This is a genomic window from Bacillus cereus group sp. MYBK227-1 (assembly GCF_051916325.1).
Classification (GTDB): Bacteria; Bacillota; Bacilli; order Bacillales; family Bacillaceae_G; genus Bacillus_A; species Bacillus_A cereus.
Map to the genome: position 1 here is coordinate 26,296 of NZ_JBQAGK010000009.1, position 17,293 is coordinate 43,588.

Consider the following 17,293-nt stretch of genomic DNA (forward strand, 5'->3'; position numbering starts at 1 on the left):
GAATTATAATATTTCGAATAATATACATTTTTATACATTGTTTTAATTATTTAATTTATATAGAATGAAAAAGATATGTATCAATTCTTTAGATGTATAAAAAGATAGAGAGTCTCATTGATACATTTAAATCGTATTATTTTTATAGAAAGATTAAATGTTAAATAATTACATTTAAAACGGTATGGAGGGGTAGAAGTATGTTTCAAGGGAAATTAAGGAGTAGTAGTTTAAAAACAAAGTTACTTGTATCATTTATTATTATTTTAATTCTTCCAAGTATTGTAATTGGTTGGACGTCTTATCAACAGGCGAAGACGAATTTTAATGAAACGATTTTAAACTCGGCGAAAGATAATATAAAAATTTTGGATAATGTAATTAATAAAGAATTGGATAGTAAAAAAGTAGATGCAACTTATTTTACGAAATTATTCACACAATCAAGTTACCAAGCAGATCAAATTCAAAACATACAAAATAAACTAGAAGAATACAATAAACTGCATCCAGAAATGGAAGCAATCTATACAGGATCTAGTAATGGACAGTTCATTCAATCACCAGCTATTCAGATGCCAGATGGATATAATCCTACAGAAAGAGATTGGTATAAAGAGGCCGTGAAGAAAAGTGGAGAAGTAATTGTAACTGCTCCATATAAGTCAAAAACGACAGGAAATATTGTTATTACACTAGCAAAACAAAACGAGGATAAAAGTGGAGTTCTTGGGATTGACTTAATCATTAATAATATTGTTACTACTTCCAAGATGGTTAATATTGGTAAGGAAGGATATGTAGCGATATTTGATCAAGATAAAAATGTAGTAGCGCACCCGAAAATGAAGCCAGGAGAGAAATTAGAAGAGAAACTTAGTAAAGAATTGTATAAACAGGAAGCTGGGGATTTTCATTATTCATTAGATGGTGAAGATCGCAATATCACTTTTAAAACGAATAAGAAAACTGGGTGGAAAATAGCAGGAATTATGCCTTCCAAAGAAATTATCGAAGCGGCTGAACCTATTTTCTATAAAACAGTAACTGTTCTTGGAATTTCACTAATAATCGGTGGGATTGTAATTTACTTCATAATTGCGTCTATTATTAAACCGTTAAAACAACTTGTCATATCATCGAAGAAGATTAGTGAAGGTGATTTAACAGAATCAATTACAGTTCATTCTAAAGATGAAATTGGACAGCTAGGAGAAAGTTTTAACGAGATGGCTGCATCGTTACAAAGTGTCATTTCCAATATAAACACTTCAGCAAGTCATGTAGCGGCATCTTCAGAAGAATTAACAGCTAGTATGAAGCAGACAAGCGAAGCAACGGAACAAATTACACAGGCGATAGAGCAAGTATCAAGTGGTGCAGAAATACAAACGAAAGAAGTTGAAGAAGGAGCAACATTGTTAGAAGAAGTTACAGAAGGAATTCAGCGTGTTGCAGATAGTTCTTCATTAGTATCTACAGCCTCTATGTATACGAAGAAAAAAGCTGAAAATGGTGGGAAGTTAGTTGAACAAACTGTGAATCAAATGCAATTAATTCATGAGTCTGTTTCACAGTCAGACAAAATCATTGGTTTGTTAGACGATAAGTCGAAACAAATTGGAGCAATCCTTGAAGTGATTCAACATATTGCAGAACAGACAAATTTATTAGCGTTAAATGCGGCAATTGAGGCTGCGAGAGCTGGAGAGCAAGGAAGAGGATTTGCAATTGTAGCAGATGAAGTGCGAAAGCTAGCAGAACAATCAGGACAGTCTTCTACGGAAATTGGGAAACTAGTGAAAGAGATTCAATTTGATATAAAAGAAACAGTAAGCTCTATGAATCAAGTTGGAGCAGAAGTACAATCAGGACTTGTAGTTGCAAATGAAACGAAGCAAAGCTTTGCCGAAATATTGAAGTCTACAAATGATACAGTTGTACAAATTGATAGCATGGTAGATGTAGCAAAACAAATGACGGTAGATGCAAAACAAGTAAGTGCATCTATTAATGAAATTGCAGCTACAATTGAAGAAAATGCAGCAAGCGTTCAAAATATTGCTGGTTCTTCAGAAGAACAATTAGCTTCAGTAGATGAAATAAATGCAGCAGCAGTCCATTTATCACAAATGGCAGAAGAATTACAAGAGATGATTAGTAAGTTTAAAGTGTAATAACAAATATTAAGAAACGAGGTAATAATTTTACTTCGTTTCTTTTTTTATGAAGAGAAAAAGAAAGAAATATAGAGTAACCGTGTTATGATTAAGTATAATTAAAGAGACTGTATATTCTTTAAATTCTATCTTTAATCATGTTAGGGGAATGGTTTTGAAATTTAAAAAATTAAAACTCCAACCGAGAATTACATTAACTATTAGTACACTTATTTTAGTGGTACTTCTGCTAACGAGTTATTTATTTTATTACATATTATCTGAAACGGTAGAAGAGCAAATTGGGAAACGGGCTTTGCATGTTGCGAAAACAGTTGCCGCGATACCAGAAATTCAGGAAGCTTTTCAAAAAGAAAATCCAGCTTCTATTATTCAGCCAATCGCAGAAAAAATTCGAATGGATACAGAGGCTGACTTCATTGTAGTTGGAAACAAAGAGGGGATTCGTTATGCGCATCCTGAGCGAGATAAAATAGGAGAAAAAATGGTTGGCGGAGATAATAAAGGCGTTTTATTAGAAGGAAAATCATATGTTTCGAAAGCAACTGGATCATTAGGCCCTTCATTACGCGGAAAAGTTCCAATCCGTAATCAGGAAAATGAAATCATTGGTGTGGTGTCTGTTGGATTTTCAATGGCTGATATTCATGGAGCGGTAGAAGTGTATGGAAAGCGTGTATTTTGGATTACAATAATAGGGCTATTAATTGGAGTAATCGGCTCTATATATTTAGCGGCAAGTATAAAAAGAATGATGTTCGGGATGGAACCAGAAGAAATTTCATCTTTATATGAAGAGCATAGTACAGTGATTCAATCTGTACGTGAAGGGATTATTGTAATCGATAAAAATGGCATGATTAGTTTAGTCAATCAAGCAGCTTATGATATTCTTTCGCTAGATAAACAACAAAATATTATTGGGGAATTTATTTTAAATGTAATTCCTAATTCAACGATACTAGATGTAATTCAAACTGGTGAAGAACAGTTTGATCGCCAATTAAATATAAAAGGACAGGCTGTTATTGCGAACCGTCTACCTATTAAAGTAAAGAATAAAGTAACTGGCGTTGTATCGAGCTTACGTTTGAAATCTGAAATGGATCAGTTAACAGCAGAATTATCTCAGACGAAGCAATATACAGAGGCATTACGAGCGCAAGCGCACGAATATAACAATTTATTGTATACGCTTTCAGGTCTTATTCAATTAGAATCATACGAAGATGCTTTAGAGCTTATTCATAAGGAAACAGCGGTATATCAAGATTTTGTTCAATTTATTATGAAGCGGATTCAAAATCCATGGCTAGGTGGAATTTTAATTGGATTTTATAATAGAGCACGAGAGTTGAAGATTGATTTTATGCTAGATAGAGAAAGTGGTTTAGAAAAATTAAGTCCACATATTGAGAGTAATTATGTCGTTTCTATTTTAGGAAATTTAATTACGAATGCATTTGAAGCAATTGAAAAAAATGAAGAGAATGATAAGAAAGTAAGGATGTTTGTAACTGATATTGGAGAAGAAATATTAATTGAAGTGGAAGATTCAGGGCAAGGGATTCATGATGAAATAATTACTAGCATATTCTATAAAGGCTTTTCGACGAAAGAAGGAGGAGAGCGAGGATATGGATTAGCAAAAGTGAAAGAGTTAGTAGAAGATTTAAATGGAAGTATTGCAATTGAAAAAGGGGATTTAGGTGGTGCGTTATTTATTATTGCACTACCGAAAGAGAGAGGCGAATAGTAATGGGTGAGGAGATTGAAGTATTAATTGTAGAAGATGATATTCGGATTGCTGACATTCATCGTCGTTTTACTGAGAAAATTGAGGGATTTAAAGTAATTGGAACGGCAACGACTGGAGAACAAGCGAAAGAATGGCTAGAGCTTGTGAAGCCACAGCTTGTTTTATTAGATGTGTACTTACCTGATATGCAAGGAACGGAACTTGTCACATATATTAGGCATCATTTGCACGATACAGATATTATTATGATTACAGCGGCATCGGAAACAGATGTAGTGAGGCACGCCCTGCGGGGCGGAGTAACAGATTATATCGTAAAGCCACTAATGTTTGACCGATTTAAAGCAAGTCTGGAAGGCTATCAAAAAAAGATTATACAGTTAAAGAAAAATAATCAATTATCTACGGAGCAAATTGAATATTTATGGTCTCAAAGAGGGGTGAAGGGAGATCAAATAGAATATGCCCCGAAAGGGATAGATCCTTTAACTTTAGCGAAAATAAAAAAGCATATGTTAACAGTTAATGAAGAAGGGATTACAGCAGAGGTGCTAAGTTCAATGGTAGGCGTAAGCCGATCAACGGCAAGGCGTTATTTAGAGTATTTGATATCTGGGAAGAAAGTCCACGCAGAGCTAATATATGGAAGTGTTGGGAGACCCGAGAGACGTTATTTTCTTGTTTCTTCATAATAAAAAACAGTAGAGGATTTTTATTCCTTCTACTGTTTTTTTTGCATCTTATATTGGAATAATCCCAATTACAATTCCGGTAATTAACATAACCATTGTCGTTCCAACGGCCCACAATAAAGTGAAGCGTTGATGTTCACCGAAATCAACTTTTGCCATTCCGACCAATAAATAAGTGGAAGCGACAAGAGGACTTAATAAGTGAACGGGTTGCCCAAGTAAGGAAGCACGTCCCATTTCAGCTGCACTAATTCCGTAAGTAGCAGCAGCTTTCGTCAAAATAGGTAATACCCCGAAGTAAAATGCATCATTAGACATGAAAAATGTGAATGGCATACTGAGAAGTGCTGTAATAATTGGCAATTGTGGTCCAAGTGCATCTGGTATAAGAGTTACTACACTGTTAGCCATTGCATCTACCATTTTTGTTCCAGATAAAATACCAGTGAAAATACCGGCAGCAAATACGAGAGAAACAACTGCTAATACATTCCCAGCATGAGAAGCAATACGTTCTTTCTGTTGCTCTAAGTTTGGATAGTTAATCATAACAGCGATAGCAAAAGCGACTGTAAATAAAACAGGTAATGGCATAACTTCTAGTATGAGACAGACAAGTAATGTGGCGGTTAATAAAAAGTTAATCCATAGAAGTTTAGGGCGTTTATGCACTGCTGCTTCGACAGTTGCAGCTTGCTCATCCATTGTTTGCATTTGTTGTAAATACTGTACATCCATAATTCCTAAACGTTTTCTTTCTTTTTTTCCAAGATAGTAGGCAACGAAAACAACCCAAATTGCACCAGCAATCATTCCTGGAATAAGAGGTGTAAATAATTCGGAAGCCTCAAGCCCAAGTGCGCTCATAACACGAGCTGTGGGTCCACCCCAAGGTGTAAGATTTGTTACCCCTGCCCCTAACATAACAACTCCAGCTAATATGAGGGGGTTCATTCCAAGGCGCTTATATAGTGGATACATTGCGGAAACTGTAATCATGTATGTTGTTGTACCATCACCATCTAGAGAAACGATAATAGTTAATATAGCCGTTCCGACAACGATTTTTAAAGGATCTCCTTTTACAAATTTTAAAATCTTACTAATGACAGGATCGAATAAACCGCTATCAATCATAATCCCAAAATATAAAATAGCGAACATAAGCATAATACCAGTAGGTGCTAATTTTTGGATCCCCTCTAACATCATAGGCCCCATATCGGCATAGAATCCGCCAATTAATGCAAAAACACTCGGAATTAATATTAATGCTACTAGCGCTGACATACGTTTCGTCATAATTAAAAACATAAAGACAAATACCATCGCAAATCCAAGTAGTGCTAACATGTAATTTCCCCCTCAAAAGAATGATTGCGCTTTCAAAATAGAATAAAAATTCAGAAAAAGGTTTTTTATTTATAATAAAAGCATCTATTCAAATGGTAAATAATTTGAAAAATAACATCATTAGAAGCATAATTTTTATTTTGTTCATTTTGTTCACGGTAGTTAATTTGAATTTTTAAAAAGTAAGCTGCTTCTCGTAAGAATGGTAGAATAAGATGAAAATAGTGAAGTGTGAAATAGGGAGTAGATGTTATATGAAAACGAGAATTGAAGAGATTTATAGCTCTTATGAAGGAAAAGTAGAGGAGATTTTTATTAATGAATCTTCTTACGTATATGAATGGGAAAAATTACTGATGATCCGAAAAAATGACGGTGAGCTTAAAAAAATTGCAGTCGGGATTAGTGGAAATATAAGATTGGTAAATGTAGAAGTTGGACAGGAAATTAGTGCGGATACATTATTAGTTAAATTAGAAGATGATTTGTTAATTACAGGTTGCGAGTGATGAGAGATGTGTAGAAATAACTACACATCTTTTTTTGTTTCCTATATTACAAAAAGCACATTGTTTTTTCACAAATCTCACACAACCTTTTGGTATTCTTTTCGTGGAGTATACGGTTTCTAGGGAGGAATATTGATGAAAGTAAAATATGTCGTACTTGCTATATGTTTATGTTTCGTATTTACGGTAGTCGGGTGTGGGAAAAAGGAAACAGCAGCTGTTGCCATTGATGAGAAACATGATAAATGTGATATTTGCCAAATTGGGGTAACAGATAATCAATTTGCAACAGAAATTATTTTAGAAAATGGAAAAGCGTTAAAGTTTGATGATATCGGTTGTATGTATAAATGGATGGAGATCAACTCAGATGAAAAGACGAAAGAGAAATTTGTCCGAGATTATGATTCGAAAGATTGGATTTCGTTAGAAGACGCTACTTACGTATATGATAAAACAATAACGACACCGATGGCTTATAATGTCATTTCATTTAAAAATAAAAAAGATGCAGAGAGCTTTGTATCTAACTATAAGGGGAAAGTTCTTTCGTATAAAGAGCTAGCAGAGCATAAATGGGAAATGAATAAAGAGATGATGGGGAAACCGAAAGCAGGAAATCATGGTGGACATCATTAATAGAAAAAGACAACTATGTAGTTGTCTTTTTCTATTATTACTCAGGTGCAAATATAGAAAAGGTGTAAAATTTTTAGCAGAACGGTTACAATGGAATATAGTAACCTAAAGCAATCATTTATGTACTTTTTAGAAATGTATACAAATGCGGTAAAAACGTGCTAAACTAATTGCTTCATAATGTTAATGATGGGGCCATCAGGCGTATCATTTCAATAGGTTGAGAAACATAGTATAAGCTTAAGATAATCCGATTAAAGAAGGAATCTAAAGGGCTTATGGATAAATGTACTCAAGAAGAGTTATTGTATGTGATGGAGGAATGGTTAAGAAAACATTATCTTTCATAGGAGCTGTAGTTGTGAGAAAACAAAAAATTTTATTATGTATTTTATTAGGACTTTTAATGACGGTAGTGGCTTGCGATAAGCAAGAAGAACCAGAATCGAAACCGGTTCATGTGAAAAATGAGAAGAAAAAAGAGAAGCATAAAGAACAGGAAGAATCCAAAGAAGAGAAAAGTATAAATTTAATGGACAAACAGTTGTTACTTTCAGCTACTCTTGGAGACACAGAGACAGCTATGAAGTTGATTCAGGATGGAGCGAATATAAACGTAGAAGGTGACAACGGAGAAACGCCTGTCCTTGCAGCGACGTACCAAAATCATGTAGAGACAGTTAAAGCATTAATTGGTGCAGGTGCTAATATTGAAATTAAAGATGAGAAAAAAAGTAATCCACTTCTTTATGCAAGTAGAGAAGGATATACGGATATTGTAAAAGTATTAATTAATGCAGGAGTTAATACGAAAGAAACGACTAGGTCAGGTGGGACAGCACTTATTTCTGCATCTGAGCGTGGCCATGTAGAGGTTGTTAAAGAATTATTAGAGCATACAGATATTGATGTGAATTATAAAAATGAACGTGGTGGAACAGCGTTATTAGAAGCAATTGTATTAGGAAATGGTAGTGAAAATCATAAGAAAGTAATTCAATTACTTATTGATCACGGTGCAGATGTAAACATGGCTAACAAGGAACATCTGACGCCACTGCAATACGCTGAAAAAAGAGGTTTTAAAGATATTGTAAATATGTTGAGGGTAGCTGGAGCGAATGAAGTAGTACAGCCACAACAACCAGTAGAGTAAAAAACGAAAAATAATCCCATTTAGATAGACAGAATGAAGAAATCAGTTAGTATGATGGATTCAGTAATGTGTATTTGAATGGGATTTTTATTTTGAACATGAAAAATAGATTATGAATGGATGGTAAATGGAGTAAATAAGGAGGCAACCTTATTTGGCAATTGTAAAAAATGAAAAAGTAGTTTCTGTTTGTTGCAGTGCCAGAAGTACGCCCGTAGCTGCTGAGGCAAGTGTGGAAACTTTAGCGGAGTTTCAAGGGAACGGATATGGTACTGATGTTGTTACAGCCTGGGCCATATCAATACAAGAGAAAAGGCGCATTCCACTTTATAGTACTGCTTGGGATAACTTTAGTTTGCAAGCAGTGGCAAGCAAACTAAAAATCATTAACTATGGAATGAATTTACATATTGATTGAATTTTAAGTATTGTTTCGTTCTATTTATTTATATTTTAATATCTAGATTAATGTAAATAATGATATGGTGAATATTAACATTCGATTAACACCTAATTAACAATCTATCAAAACTGACTTAATAAATGCGTAATATAGTAAAGGTAACAAAATAACTAGGGTAGAGAACATTTGAGAACACCCACTTACATATAATGTGCCACTTTCTTAGGTGTGCTCTATTCCCTAGAGTTCAAATAAGGAGAAAGGCGTTCTATGTAAGTAGGTGTTTTTAGTTTGGATAAAAATAGAACAGTTAGGTGGAATAAATGTTTAAAGAACCTTATATTGCGATGATAAAGGATTGGAAAGGATACAAAGCATACAAAAAATTGCCGAAAACAGTTTTTCTTATGACTGGTTCAATGCTGGAATTACCAGAGAGTGTATATGAATTGCAGAAACATGGACATGATGTATTTCTTCATTGTGATTTTATACAAGGCTTAAATACGAATACAGAGGAAGCGCTTTTGTATATTCAAGATGTTATCGGGGCACAAGGTATTATTTCAACAAAGGGTTCAACAATTCGAAATGCTAATAAAATTGGATTGAAAACAATTCAACGTATTTTTATTGTAGATACTTTATCTCTTACTAAATCAATTGAAAATTGTAAAACGACTAAACCAAATGCAGTAGAGATTATGCCGGGGATTATGCCTTCTATTATTAAGCAGCTAGTAGAGGAAATAGAGTTTCCTATTATTGCAGGAGGGCTGATTCAAACGCGAGAAGATGCGGAAATTGCAATTCGTGCAGGAGCAAGTGCGATTTCAACAAGTCATTATGAAGTATGGATACAAGAAGAAAAAAGGAGTGCAACCTTGTGATTGAATTGAAAAATGTTTCAAAGGTATATAAAAATGCAGAAGAGACAGCGGTTAAAGGCGTATCGGTTCATATTAAGAAGGGTGAATTTTTTGTTTTAGTTGGACCTTCGGGATGCGGGAAAAGCACATTATTACGAATGATCGCTGGCTTAGAAGAGATTTCTTCAGGAGATTTAATTATTAATGAACGTGTTGCAAATGATCTAGAGCCGAAAGACCGTAATCTATCAATGGTATTTCAAAATTATGCATTATATCCACACTTATCTGTAGAAGAAAATATTTTATTTGGACTTAAGGTAAGAAAAGTACAAAAAGAAGAGCGACAAAAGCGATTAATGGAAGCTATTGAAATGGTAGGACTGAAAGAGTATGTGAAAATGAAACCAGGCCAATTATCAGGCGGACAAAGACAGCGTGTTGCACTTGCCAGGGCAATTGTGAGTCAAGCGCCAATCTGTTTAATGGATGAACCACTTTCGAATTTGGATGCGAAATTACGTGCGCAAATGAGAATTGAAATTAGAGAAATTCAGCAGCGATTAGGAATTACGATGATTTACGTTACCCACGATCAAATAGAAGCGATGACTATGGGTGATCGTATCATGGTTTTAAATAAAGGAAGTATACAGCAAGTTGGAACACCACTTAACATATATAACGAACCAGCAAACGAATTTGTTGCAAGCTTTATAGGTTCTCCTTCTATGAATATAAATGATGGGGAAGTAAATAAAGAAAAAGGTGTATTACATATAGGACAATTGCAAATTCCATTATCTATTAGACAGTTAAAGCAATTACCAGAAGGAACAATTCGCATAGGCATGCGCCCTGAGCATATTGCACTGTCTGAGGAGGGACAAGAAGTGACGTTGCAATCTGTAGAAGTATTAGGGAATGAATCTATATTGAACTTTGCGGTAAATGGAACAACTTGGAGTGCGAAAGTTATAGGACAGTTACTCCTGAACAAAGGTGACAAAGTAAAATTATTATTCTCGCAAGAAAAGTTATGCTTCTTTAACGAAAACACGAATGAACGCTTAAAAGTGGTAGCTGAAGAAGAGTTGAAAGTGGTGGCGAAATAATGATCGAAGTAAGTAAGTTACCAGTTCAAACAAAGGTGTCAAAAAAGAAAAAATTATGGGAGAGAACGAAAGATTTAAGAATAGGATTATTGTTTTTGGCGCCATCTATTTTGCTATTTTCGATTTTTCTGTTCTATCCATTGTTTAGGACGATTTATTATAGTTTTTATTTAACCGATATACATGGAGAAGCTAATCTTTTCGTTGGCTTAGAAAATTATCAATATTTATTCTCTGATCCAGCCTTCTACAAAAGTATAAAATCAACTTTATTATTTGTTTTATATACAGTTCCTACGAGTATTATATTTGCTTTGTTTCTTGCATTGATTGCAAATGGAAAGGTAAGAGGTATTGGATTATTCCGAGTTCTGTTTTCTTCGACGATGGGAATATCAGTAGCTGCTAGTGCAGTGATTTGGCTATTTTTATTTCATCCAAGTGTAGGATTATTTAATAATATATTAGCCTCTATGAACCTTCCTGCAATCGCATGGTTAACGAGTCCGGACTGGGCACTATTCTCTGTATCAGTTACAACAGTTTGGGTGAATACAGGTTTTGCATTTTTAGTTATATTAGGTGGTTTACAAAATATTGATACGTCTTTATATGAGAGTGCATCTATAGATGGCGCTAGTTATTTATATAAGCTTCGCCGTGTTACATTACCGATGCTATCACCAACTTTATTCTTTATTGTAACAGTAACATTAATTAGTGCGTTCCAAAGCTTTGGACAAATTGATATTTTAACGCACGGTGGACCAAATGATGCAACGAATTTAATTGTGTACTCGATTTACAAAGAGGCGTTTGTGAATCATCAATTTGGAACAGCAAGTGCACAAGCGATGGTATTATTTGTTTTCATTTTCGTTGCTACATTACTTCAATTTAAGTTTGCTGAGAGAAAGGTGCATTATAAATGATTGTTAAACAGTGGAAACAAAATTTCCTATTATACATGCTACTCATTATTAGTGCAGTGATGGTATTTTTTCCTGTACTGTATGCATTTTTAATAAGCTTTATGACACCAGACGATATTCAAATGAGAAGGTTATTTCCGACCCAGTTTACTTTTGATAATTTCATTAATATTTTTCAAAAAGTACCGCTTTTTACATACTTATATAACAGTTTAATTGTATCGACAGTCGTTATGATTGGACAACTTATCGTATCAAGTTTAGCAGCTTATGCTTTTGTTTTTCTTCAGTTTAAAGGGAGAAACTTAATTTTCTTCCTGTTTATTTCAACGATGCTTATTCCGTGGGAAGCAACGATGGTGCCTAACTTTTTAACGATTCAAAACTTTGGCTGGATCAATAGTTTCGCCGGGATGACAGTGCCGTTTTTTGCAACAGCTTTCGGTATTTTCTTGTTACGTCAACATTTTATGACACTCCCGAATGAACTGAAAGAAGCTGCTTTTATTGAAGGGATTGGAAATATAAGATTTTTATTCAGCGTTGTAATACCGTATTGTAAAACGAGTTTTATTACGCTTGGAGTATATAGCTTTTTAACAACATGGAATATGTATTTATGGCCACTTTTAGTGACCACTGATGAAAAAGTAAGAACAGTGCAAATCGGTGTAAAGCAGCTTCAGTCTCAAGAAGTTGCAACTGATTGGGGAAGCGTAATGGCCGGTGTTACGGTTATCGTTATTCCAACATTGATTTTACTATTTTTAGGGCAAAAGCAATTACAACAAGGATTAACAAAAGGTGCAATTAAATAACTAAGAGAAGGTGAGATTTAAATGAGTCTAGTTAAAAAAGGTGCTGCTCTATTAATGGTAGCAACAATGGCATTATCTAGTGCAGCTTGTTCAAATAGTAAAACAGAGGGAAAACCTGAAGCACAGGCAAAAGTAGCACCAGTTGAAAAAAATGGTGATAAAACTGTAATTCGCTTCTGGCATGCGATGGGTGGAAAAACACAAGGAGTATTAGATGGTCTTGTTGCAGACTATAATAAGTCGCAAAATAAATATGAGATAAAGGCAGAGTTCCAAGGGACATATGAAGAGTCTTTAACGAAATTTAGAACAATGTCTGCAACGAAAGAAGCGCCAGCTCTTGTTCAATCGAGTGAAATTACAACGAAATATATGATTGATAGTAAAAAAATCACACCAATTGATAGCTGGATAAAAAAAGATAAGTACGATACGTCAAAATTAGAAAAAGCAATTACAAATTATTATTCAGTTGATGGAAAAATGTATTCTATGCCATTTAATTCATCTACATCAGTATTAATTTATAATAAAGATGCTTTCGCAAAGGCGGGCTTAGATCCAGAGAAAGCTCCAAAAACATATGCGGAATTACAAGAAGCAGCGAAAAAGTTAACGATTAAAGAAGGCGGAAATGTAAAACAATATGGATTCTCCATGCTTAACTACGGTTGGTTCTTTGAAGAATTGTTAGCGACACAAGGTGCTTTATATGTAGATAACGAAAACGGTCGTAAGGATGCTGCAAAGAAGGCGGTATTTAACGGTAAAGAAGGACAGAAAGTATTTGGAATGTTAGATGATTTAAATAAAGCTGGCGCACTTGGAAAGTATGGAGCAAGTTGGGATGATATTCGTGCCGCGTTCCAGTCTGGACAAGTTGCTATGTATTTAGATTCTTCAGCAGGTGTTCGTGATTTAATTGATGCATCTAAGTTTAATGTAGGTGTTTCATATATTCCGTATCCAGAGGATTCGAAACAAAATGGTGTTGTTATTGGTGGAGCATCATTATGGATGACGAATATGGTTTCAGAAGAAACGCAACAAGGTGCTTGGGACTTTATGAAATATTTAACGAAGCCAGACGTACAAGCAAAATGGCATACTGCAACAGGTTATTTCTCAATTAATCCAGATGCATATAATGAGCCATTAGTAAAAGAGCAATATGAAAAATATCCACAGTTGAAAGTAACAGTAGATCAATTGCAAGCGACGAAGCAATCTCCAGCAACACAAGGGGCTTTAATTAGTGTATTCCCAGAATCACGAGATGCAGTTGTAAAAGCATTAGAAGCGATGTATGATGGGAAGAATAGTAAAGAAGCGTTAGATGAAGCTGCCAAAGCAACAGATAGAGCAATTAGCATTTCAGCTCGTACGAGTCAAAAATAAGAGAAAGCCGTATCCTTAAAAGGGATACGGCTTTCTTTATAGGGAGATAAGGGATCAAAGAAATGATGAAGTCTTATCTCTTTTATATGAGTAAAGGGTCTAGAGTGAATGTTGTCCTTTTCATTATTTATTTAACTCCATTGCGACTTGTTTACCATTTACGAAAACCTCTACTACCGCTACTACAACTTCCATTACTTTTTTCATCTCTCATCTCTCCTTATTTTTTGTTTCATTTCTTACTCTCAGTATAAGGAAATACAGTAATTACAACTATCGAATTGGATGACAAGAGACTTACATTGTTGTAAGGATAATAGTTTAGTTTGTAATAAAGTGAAACCGTAATCAGTGGGGGGGCTTACTGCCCGTTAATGCGGGATTTCAATTCTGAACTTTCTGTCGTTTTGAACTATAATTAGAAAGAGGGGGGATAATATGAAAAGAATTCTTGTTATTAGTGATATTCATGGAGAGATAGAAAAGTTCGAACAGTTATTGGAAGAAGCTCAATATGATGCGAAACAGGATCAATTAATCTTACTGGGAGATTATGTAGATCGTGGTCCAAATGCGCGTGCTGTAATTGAAAAGGTAAGAGAATTGAAAAAAGAGGGAGCACTCATTTTAAAAGGAAATCATGAAGATATGATGATTAAGGCGTTAACGACAAATGAGGAACGTTCATGGAACCATTGGGTAAAAAGAAATGGTGGAGATAAGACATTATATAGCTATGGATTTGTAGAAGAAGATATTGCGGTTAATGAGAAAGACTTCAAAAAACCGATTTTACACTCTCGTGTATTAGAGGAACATATAAAGTTTATTCAAGAATTAGATCATTACATTGAAACAGAAGAGTATATATTTGTACATGCTGGGGTTGAACCGATGAAACGAGTTTCTGAATCTGAACCATATACATTAATGTGGATCCGTAATGAATTTCATAATGGATATAGCGGTGAAAAGGTTGTTGTATTTGGGCATACGGAAACAAAAACGCTTCATGGTAGTGAGGATTGCGGAGTGTATTTTGGTAGTAATCGTATTATTGGGATTGATGGCGGGGCTGTGTATGGCGGTCAGCTAAATTGTTTAGAGTTGCCGAGTAAAAAGGTATATGTAATAAAAAATTGAAAGAGATAAGAGGAAGCTTATTTCTTTCAATTTTTTATTAAGCTAAATTTAAGACAAAGTTTTTATAATAAAACTTCAAAATTTTAGAAGGAAATAGTTAAAAATGAAATTACGTAATGTAACTACATTCTTTTGTTATGAAGAGAAGAAATGTAATAATAAATAGAATTGAACTATTTGATGGAAGGTGAGAGCATGCGTTTACTTGTAGTAGAAGATAATGCTTCGTTATTAGAGTCTATCTTACAAATTTTACGTGATGAATTTGAAGTAGATACGGCAATAAATGGAGAAGATGGATTGTTTTTAGCTCTTCAAAATATATATGATGCAATTTTGCTGGATGTGATGATGCCAGGGATGGACGGATTTGAAGTGATTCAAAAAATACGAGATGAAAAGATTGAAACACCAGTCCTGTTTTTGACAGCGAGAGATTCTTTAGAAGATCGGGTGAAGGGATTGGACTTTGGTGGAGATGACTATATTGTTAAGCCATTTCAGGCCCCTGAATTAAAAGCGAGAATTCGTGCTTTACTACGCAGAAGTGGTAGTTTAACAACGCAGCAAACGATTCGCTATAAAGGCATTGAATTGTTCGGAAAAGATAAAGATGTTCAAGTAGATGGAAAAGGTATGAAGTTATCATTAAAACAATATGAGCTTCTAGAGTACCTTGTTCAAAATAGCGGAAAGATTTTAATGCGTGAACAAATTTTTGATCGCGTCTGGGGATTTGATTCAGATACGACAGTAGCGATTGTAGAAGTGTATGTACATCATTTACGTAAAAAATTAGAGCCATTCGGTTATCAGAAAGATATTCAAACCGTTCGAGGTATTGGATACATATTAAAAGAACAATGAAAAAGGGAAGCATGTTTCAGAAGACGCGCATTCGATTGACTATAATAAATTCGTTAGTATTTATCATTTTGATAGGCGTATTAGGCAGTATTACTTATTCGTACACATACAAGCGTATTTATAGTGAAGTAGATCAATCTATAAAAATGATAGCTCAGTATAGAGAAAAATTAGATGTTAAAGTACCACCAAGAAAACGCATGGAGAATATCCAAATTGGAGATCCGCGAGTAACTAGAATAACTTGGAATGGGAAAATAGTGAAAATAGAGGGCGATAACCGTAAATTCCGTTCTATTTTTGAAGAGAATTTGGAAAGTTTTTCTCCCGAAAAATTAGAGGAGTTACAAGATATTGAAGTACAAGGACGATATTTTAGAGCATTTTCGCTTCAAAAAGATGGAGAAATAGTTCAAATCGTGCGAGATATAACAGCGGAAGAAGGAATGTTAAATACTTTATTTTTAATTCTCGTTATAGGTTGTAGCATAGGAAGCCTCTGTGCGATAGGTATTGGCTTTTTCCTAGCTGGTAGAGCACTTGTACCTATTCAAAGTTCATGGGAGAAACAGCAACAATTCGTTTCTGATGCATCACATGAACTCAGGACACCACTTGCAGTTATTCAATCAAAAACGGATGTTTTATTCCAGTCACCATCCGCTACGATAGAAGAAAAAGCGATGGATATTTCTACAATTTCAAAAGAATGTAGGCGGTTATCGAAACTCGTTAGTAATTTATTATTGCTAGCACGTTCTGATTCTAATCAAATTGAGATGGATAAGAAAACATTTGAACTTGATAAATTGTTAGAAGAAATAGTAGCTCCATATAAAGAGATTGCTTCTTATCAAGAAAAAGAAATGATGCTAAAAGTAGAACGTGGTGTATCTTTTATGGGGGATAGAGAGCGGATTCATCAAATGATGGTCATACTGTTAGATAATGCGATGAAGTATACAAACGAAGGTGGGCATATTCAAATTGATTGCACGCAAACGAGTAGTTCAATTCGCATACAGGTGAAAGATGACGGGATAGGAGTGAAAGGAGAAGATATTCCGAAATTATTTGATCGTTTTTATCAAGGGGATAAAGCAAGAAGTACGTCAGAAGGAGCTGGATTAGGTCTTTCAATCGCAAATTGGATTGTAGAAAAGCATTACGGAAAAATATCAGTAGAGAGCAAATGGGGAGATGGCACTTGTTTTGAAGTGATTTTCCCTAAAAATCAAAAAATATAAGTAAGAAGACGACCTTGTTTTTACAAGGTCGTCTTTTTTTAAGGGAAAGTTAAGAAACTATTTATATTATGTATGGCATAAAGAAAGTTCGTTACATGAAGAAGAGATTAGGTGTATGTGAGTGGGGTTTATCAATCATAATGTTATCTCAAGCAGCGATGAGATGTATGTATAGTATTAAAAAAACTAGGGGAATGATGGGAAAGAAAGTAT

15 protein-coding genes and 2 pseudogenes are annotated in these 17,293 nt (G+C 34.5%); 16 read left to right on the forward strand and 1 reads right to left on the reverse strand.

Going from position 1 to position 17,293, the window contains the following annotated elements; genetic code table 11:
* Positions 1 to 200: 200 nt before the first annotated feature.
* The 4 genes and pseudogenes from ACTFRM_RS26500 to ACTFRM_RS26515 form a co-directional block, all read left to right on the forward strand.
* Positions 201 to 1,235, forward strand: a pseudogene (locus ACTFRM_RS26500) (HAMP domain-containing protein); the annotation flags it as partial.
* A gap of 81 nt (positions 1,236 to 1,316) precedes the next feature.
* Positions 1,317 to 2,177, forward strand: coding sequence for a methyl-accepting chemotaxis protein (locus ACTFRM_RS26505; RefSeq protein ID WP_370622813.1), 861 nt, complete (start codon positions 1,317 to 1,319; stop codon positions 2,175 to 2,177).
* 151 nt (positions 2,178 to 2,328) lie between these two features.
* Positions 2,329 to 3,936, forward strand: coding sequence for an ATP-binding protein (locus ACTFRM_RS26510; RefSeq protein ID WP_426866644.1), 1,608 nt, complete (start codon positions 2,329 to 2,331; stop codon positions 3,934 to 3,936).
* A gap of 2 nt (positions 3,937 to 3,938) precedes the next feature.
* Complete coding sequence (locus ACTFRM_RS26515) at positions 3,939 to 4,631, forward strand: response regulator (RefSeq protein ID WP_000503461.1); 693 nt, start codon at positions 3,939 to 3,941, stop codon at positions 4,629 to 4,631.
* Between the two features lie 48 nt (positions 4,632 to 4,679).
* Here the strand turns inward: ACTFRM_RS26515 and ACTFRM_RS26520 are convergent, their stop codons facing one another.
* Positions 4,680 to 5,984 (reverse strand): CitMHS family transporter, encoded by a 1,305-nt coding sequence (locus ACTFRM_RS26520; protein ID WP_242245713.1) that lies wholly within the window; start codon positions 5,982 to 5,984, stop codon positions 4,680 to 4,682.
* 254 nt (positions 5,985 to 6,238) lie between these two features.
* Between ACTFRM_RS26520 and ACTFRM_RS26525 the strand changes: the two genes are divergently transcribed.
* The 12 genes and pseudogenes from ACTFRM_RS26525 (at position 6,239) to ACTFRM_RS26580 (ending at position 17,080) form a co-directional block, all read left to right on the forward strand.
* Positions 6,239 to 6,493 carry a hypothetical protein gene (locus tag ACTFRM_RS26525; RefSeq protein ID WP_000857376.1) on the forward strand — a complete coding sequence of 85 codons (255 nt, stop codon included), beginning with the start codon at positions 6,239 to 6,241 and terminating at the stop codon, positions 6,491 to 6,493.
* A gap of 135 nt (positions 6,494 to 6,628) precedes the next feature.
* Positions 6,629 to 7,132 (forward strand): nitrous oxide reductase accessory protein NosL, encoded by a 504-nt coding sequence (locus tag ACTFRM_RS26530; protein WP_000865665.1) that lies wholly within the window; start codon positions 6,629 to 6,631, stop codon positions 7,130 to 7,132.
* Positions 7,133 to 7,418: 286 nt separating this feature from the next.
* Positions 7,419 to 8,288: an ankyrin repeat domain-containing protein gene (locus ACTFRM_RS26535; RefSeq protein ID WP_000287336.1), complete on the forward strand. Its 870-nt coding sequence runs from the start codon at positions 7,419 to 7,421 to the stop codon at positions 8,286 to 8,288.
* A gap of 142 nt (positions 8,289 to 8,430) precedes the next feature.
* A pseudogene (locus ACTFRM_RS26540) lies at positions 8,431 to 8,706 on the forward strand (GNAT family N-acetyltransferase); the annotation flags it as partial.
* A gap of 308 nt (positions 8,707 to 9,014) precedes the next feature.
* Positions 9,015 to 9,581: a glycerol-3-phosphate responsive antiterminator gene (locus tag ACTFRM_RS26545; protein ID WP_440043773.1), complete on the forward strand. Its 567-nt coding sequence runs from the start codon at positions 9,015 to 9,017 to the stop codon at positions 9,579 to 9,581.
* On the forward strand, positions 9,578 to 10,675 hold the full coding sequence (locus ACTFRM_RS26550; RefSeq protein WP_000571390.1) for an ABC transporter ATP-binding protein: 1,098 nt from the start codon (positions 9,578 to 9,580) through the stop codon (positions 10,673 to 10,675). Before ACTFRM_RS26545 ends, ACTFRM_RS26550 begins: the two co-directional genes overlap by 4 nt.
* Positions 10,675 to 11,607 (forward strand): carbohydrate ABC transporter permease, encoded by a 933-nt coding sequence (locus tag ACTFRM_RS26555; protein ID WP_000573797.1) that lies wholly within the window; start codon positions 10,675 to 10,677, stop codon positions 11,605 to 11,607. The genes ACTFRM_RS26550 and ACTFRM_RS26555 overlap by 1 nt, the downstream gene beginning before the upstream one ends.
* The gene (locus tag ACTFRM_RS26560; protein ID WP_000635946.1) at positions 11,604 to 12,425 is read left to right on the forward strand and encodes a carbohydrate ABC transporter permease; all 822 of its coding nucleotides are present in this window, start codon (positions 11,604 to 11,606) and stop codon (positions 12,423 to 12,425) included. The genes ACTFRM_RS26555 and ACTFRM_RS26560 overlap by 4 nt, the downstream gene beginning before the upstream one ends.
* A gap of 21 nt (positions 12,426 to 12,446) precedes the next feature.
* Positions 12,447 to 13,823, forward strand: coding sequence for an ABC transporter substrate-binding protein (locus ACTFRM_RS26565; RefSeq protein ID WP_440043774.1), 1,377 nt, complete (start codon positions 12,447 to 12,449; stop codon positions 13,821 to 13,823).
* Positions 13,824 to 14,261: 438 nt separating this feature from the next.
* Positions 14,262 to 14,966 carry a metallophosphoesterase family protein gene (locus ACTFRM_RS26570; protein WP_000821974.1) on the forward strand — a complete coding sequence of 235 codons (705 nt, stop codon included), beginning with the start codon at positions 14,262 to 14,264 and terminating at the stop codon, positions 14,964 to 14,966.
* 195 nt (positions 14,967 to 15,161) lie between these two features.
* A complete protein-coding gene (locus ACTFRM_RS26575; RefSeq protein WP_001238607.1) occupies positions 15,162 to 15,833 on the forward strand; it encodes a response regulator transcription factor in 672 nt (223 codons plus the stop codon).
* Complete coding sequence (locus ACTFRM_RS26580) at positions 15,830 to 17,080, forward strand: sensor histidine kinase (RefSeq protein WP_440043775.1); 1,251 nt, start codon at positions 15,830 to 15,832, stop codon at positions 17,078 to 17,080. Before ACTFRM_RS26575 ends, ACTFRM_RS26580 begins: the two co-directional genes overlap by 4 nt.
* Positions 17,081 to 17,293 lie beyond the last annotated feature (213 nt).

Excerpts from the sequence above, each read along its gene's own strand:
- ACTFRM_RS26505 (WP_370622813.1), top strand. The coding sequence starts at position 1,317 with ATGAAGCAGACAAGCGAAGCAACGGAACAAATTACACAGGCGATAGAG.
- ACTFRM_RS26510 (WP_426866644.1), top strand. The coding sequence starts at position 2,329 with ATGGTTTTGAAATTTAAAAAATTAAAACTCCAACCGAGAATTACATTA.
- ACTFRM_RS26515 (WP_000503461.1), top strand. The coding sequence starts at position 3,939 with ATGGGTGAGGAGATTGAAGTATTAATTGTAGAAGATGATATTCGGATT.
- ACTFRM_RS26520 (WP_242245713.1), bottom strand. The coding sequence starts at position 5,984 with ATGTTAGCACTACTTGGATTTGCGATGGTATTTGTCTTTATGTTTTTA.
- ACTFRM_RS26525 (WP_000857376.1), top strand. The coding sequence starts at position 6,239 with ATGAAAACGAGAATTGAAGAGATTTATAGCTCTTATGAAGGAAAAGTA.
- ACTFRM_RS26530 (WP_000865665.1), top strand. The coding sequence starts at position 6,629 with ATGAAAGTAAAATATGTCGTACTTGCTATATGTTTATGTTTCGTATTT.
- ACTFRM_RS26535 (WP_000287336.1), top strand. The coding sequence starts at position 7,419 with ATGTACTCAAGAAGAGTTATTGTATGTGATGGAGGAATGGTTAAGAAA.
- ACTFRM_RS26545 (WP_440043773.1), top strand. The coding sequence starts at position 9,015 with ATGTTTAAAGAACCTTATATTGCGATGATAAAGGATTGGAAAGGATAC.
- ACTFRM_RS26555 (WP_000573797.1), top strand. The coding sequence starts at position 10,675 with ATGATCGAAGTAAGTAAGTTACCAGTTCAAACAAAGGTGTCAAAAAAG.
- ACTFRM_RS26560 (WP_000635946.1), top strand. The coding sequence starts at position 11,604 with ATGATTGTTAAACAGTGGAAACAAAATTTCCTATTATACATGCTACTC.
- ACTFRM_RS26565 (WP_440043774.1), top strand. The coding sequence starts at position 12,447 with ATGAGTCTAGTTAAAAAAGGTGCTGCTCTATTAATGGTAGCAACAATG.
- ACTFRM_RS26570 (WP_000821974.1), top strand. The coding sequence starts at position 14,262 with ATGAAAAGAATTCTTGTTATTAGTGATATTCATGGAGAGATAGAAAAG.
- ACTFRM_RS26575 (WP_001238607.1), top strand. The coding sequence starts at position 15,162 with ATGCGTTTACTTGTAGTAGAAGATAATGCTTCGTTATTAGAGTCTATC.
- ACTFRM_RS26580 (WP_440043775.1), top strand. The coding sequence starts at position 15,830 with ATGAAAAAGGGAAGCATGTTTCAGAAGACGCGCATTCGATTGACTATA.